1 protein-coding gene is annotated in these 1,395 nt (G+C 61.1%); it reads left to right on the plus strand.

From position 1 onward, the window contains the following. Positions 1–95: 95 nt before the first annotated feature. A complete protein-coding gene (locus tag IC66_RS0142260) occupies positions 96–1,364 on the plus strand; it encodes an IS256 family transposase (RefSeq protein ID WP_035716818.1) in 1,269 nt (422 codons plus the stop codon). Positions 1,365–1,395 lie beyond the last annotated feature (31 nt).

Raw genomic sequence — 1,395 nt, forward strand, 5'->3', positions numbered from 1 at the left:
GAGCTATGCGGGAAACTGGGTGATGACGGAATGAGATAGGCGGCGTATCGAGGCGGGTGTCGAGCCTGCCAGAACCTCAAGGAGAGCGATACGCCATGAACGAGCATAGCAACATTGTCCCACTGCGTCAGCCCGATGAGATCGACGATCCACTGACGAATATTTTGCGATCTGGTGCTCGGCAGCTGCTTGCGCAGGCTGTCGAGATGGAAGCCGAGGCGTTTCTCGCCGCGATGAAGGGCTTGAAGCTTCCCGATGGCCGCGACCGCCTCGTGCGGCACGGCCATGGTCCAGTGCGGACGATCCAGACGGGGATCGGCGCCGTCGAAGTCGCCCGGGTAAAGATTCGCGATCGCGCGGTGACCAGCGATGGCGAGCGGATCCGCTTCACCTCGGCGATCCTGCCGTTGTGGGCACGGCGCACGAAGAGCTTGGATGCACTTTTGCCGGTTCTGTACCTGCGAGGCATCTCGACGGGCGACTTCCAGGAGGCGCTGGCGGCGCTCCTGGGCAAGGATGCGCCGAATCTTTCTCCGGCGGTGGTTTCCAGACTGACGACGGAGTGGCAGCTCGAGTACGAGCGTTGGCAGAAGCGCGATCTGTCGGCGCGCCGGTACGTATACGTGTGGGCGGACGGCGTCTTCCTGCAGGCTCGCATGGAAGACCACAGCGAATGCATGCTGGTGCTGATCGGCGCGACGCCGGAAGGCAAGAAGGAACTCATCGGCTTCCAGGTCGGCGTGCGCGAGAGCACGCAGAGCTGGCACGAACTGCTCGTCGAGGCGAAAACCCGTGGGCTGAAGATCGCCCCGGAAATCGCCGTCGGTGACGGCGCGCTCGGCTTCTGGAAGGCGCTCGACGAGGTCTTTCCCGCCACGCGACATCAGCGGTGCTGGGTGCACAAAACCGCGAATATCTTGAACAAAGTCGCAGTGTCGGTACAGGCCAGCATGAAGAAGGATCTGCGCGAGGTCTATTTGGCGTCCAACCGAGCTTCGGCCGAAGTGGCGATCGATGTCTTTGCCGAGAAATACGGAGCGAAGTACGACAAGGCGGTCGAGTGCCTGACGAAAGATCGCGACGCAATGCTTGCGTTCTACGAATTCCCCGCCGAGCATTGGGACCACTTGCGGACGACGAATCCCATCGAAAGCGTGTTCGCGACGGTCCGGCACAGAACGGTGCGCACGAAAGGTTCGTTATCGTCAACGACTGCCAAGTTGATGGTGTTCAAGCTGCTCTGCGCCGCATCAAAGACCTGGCGGCGGCTGAAAGGCACAAATCAGTTGCCGAAGGTCATCGCAGGTGTCAGATTCGAAAACGGCATCGAGGTCATCCAAGTGCCGGAAAACCACGCCGCCTGATCGCCTCGTCACCCAAAATCCCGCATAGCTC

It is taken from the genome of Bradyrhizobium genomosp. III, assembly GCF_000261705.1.
Classification (GTDB): Bacteria; Pseudomonadota; Alphaproteobacteria; order Rhizobiales; family Xanthobacteraceae; genus Bradyrhizobium; species Bradyrhizobium ottawaense.

Coding starts and splice junctions, on each gene's coding strand:
- IC66_RS0142260 (WP_035716818.1), top strand. CDS start 96: ATGAACGAGCATAGCAACATTGTCCCACTGCGTCAGCCCGATGAGATC.